The 1303-nt window shown below is 71.8% G+C and carries 1 protein-coding gene; it reads left to right on the top strand.

The genetic code is table 11. The features are described 5' to 3' along the window. On the top strand, window positions 1–1233 hold a 1233-nt coding region (locus AN218_RS29665), incomplete at its 5' end, for a ThiF family adenylyltransferase (RefSeq protein ID WP_216311822.1). Window positions 1234–1303 lie beyond the last annotated feature (70 nt).

The following is a 1303-nucleotide window of genomic DNA, read 5'->3' as shown; positions in this document are numbered from 1 at the left end:
GGCCCCTCTTCCCCCGAGGGGCCGGGCCGCTTCGCGTTCAGCCCCTTCGCGGGCGCCACGGAGGAACCGATGACCCACCACTACGCGCGACCGCGCATCAAACCCGCCCTCGCCCCCTACCGCACAGCCGACGGGGACGTACGCCTCGGCGGCCTCTACGGCCGCGCCGCCCACATCCCCGACCCCACCGGCGCCGTCTGGACCCTCGCTACCGCCCTCGACGGCACCCGCACTCGGGACCAGGCCATCGACGCCGTGCGCCAAGCCCACCCCGACCTCGACCCGGACACCGTCGAAGCCGGGATCGACCAGTTCCACGACGGCGGCTACCTCTACGACGCCGCCGAACCTGAGCCCGCCGACTTCACCCGCGACGAACTCGCCCGCTACGACCGCGCGCGTCAGCTCTTCCAGTGGGCCGACCGGCACCCACGCACCAGCCAGTGGGACCCCCAACGCGCCCTGCGCCGGGCCGTAGTGACCATCCTCGGTGTCGGCGGTGCCGGCGGCGCCGCCGCCGACGCTCTCGCGCGCTCCGGCGTGGGTGCCGTCCACCTCATCGACCCCGACACCGTCGAGGTCTCCAACCTCGGCCGTCAGACCCCCTACCGCAGCTACGACACCGGCAGGCCCAAGGTCGACTCTGCCGTCGACCACCTCGAAGCCATCAACCCCCATGTCACCGCCGTCGGCCGACAGGCGCGGATGAAGACCCAGCAGCACCTCGAACGCCTCCTCACCAACCAGCACTCCGACCTGCTGCTGCTGTGCGCCGACGAACCCGGCCTCCACATCGCCGTCAACCGCGCCTGCCTCACCACAGGACAGACCTGGATCGACACCGGCTACCACGGCCTGAAAATCAGCTACGCCCTCTACGAGCCCGGCACCGGCCCCTGCTGGTGGTGCGTACGCCTCGGCGACGCCGAACGCCGCCAACAGCCGGTCACCAGCCGCGAAGACCTCCTCAAAGCTCTCCCCAAAGTCCCCGGAAACCCCTCCTCGCCCGTCACCGCCGGCATGTCCGGCCTGTGGGCTGCCCACCTCGCGACCGCCGCCCTCACCGGAGCCTTCCCCTACCAGACCGGCGTCCTGTACTCCACCAACCTGCTGCGCCTGGACGCCGACGACATGGCCACTGTGACCCGCCACCCCCGACGCTCCGACTGCCCCGACTGCGGTACCGCTGCCGGACCCGCGCCCGCGACCATCACCGCCGTCGGCAGCGCCTGAAGGCGTACTCCAGAACATCCCCCGACACCGCGCTGAGGGGCGGAGTCCTTCGTGGGCAGTCGCCCACGAA

The organism is Streptomyces nanshensis (assembly GCF_001751255.1).
In the GTDB taxonomy this organism is placed as follows: domain Bacteria; phylum Actinomycetota; class Actinomycetes; order Streptomycetales; family Streptomycetaceae; genus Streptomyces; species Streptomyces nanshensis_A.
This window is presented reverse-complemented; position numbering and strand designations above follow the sequence as displayed.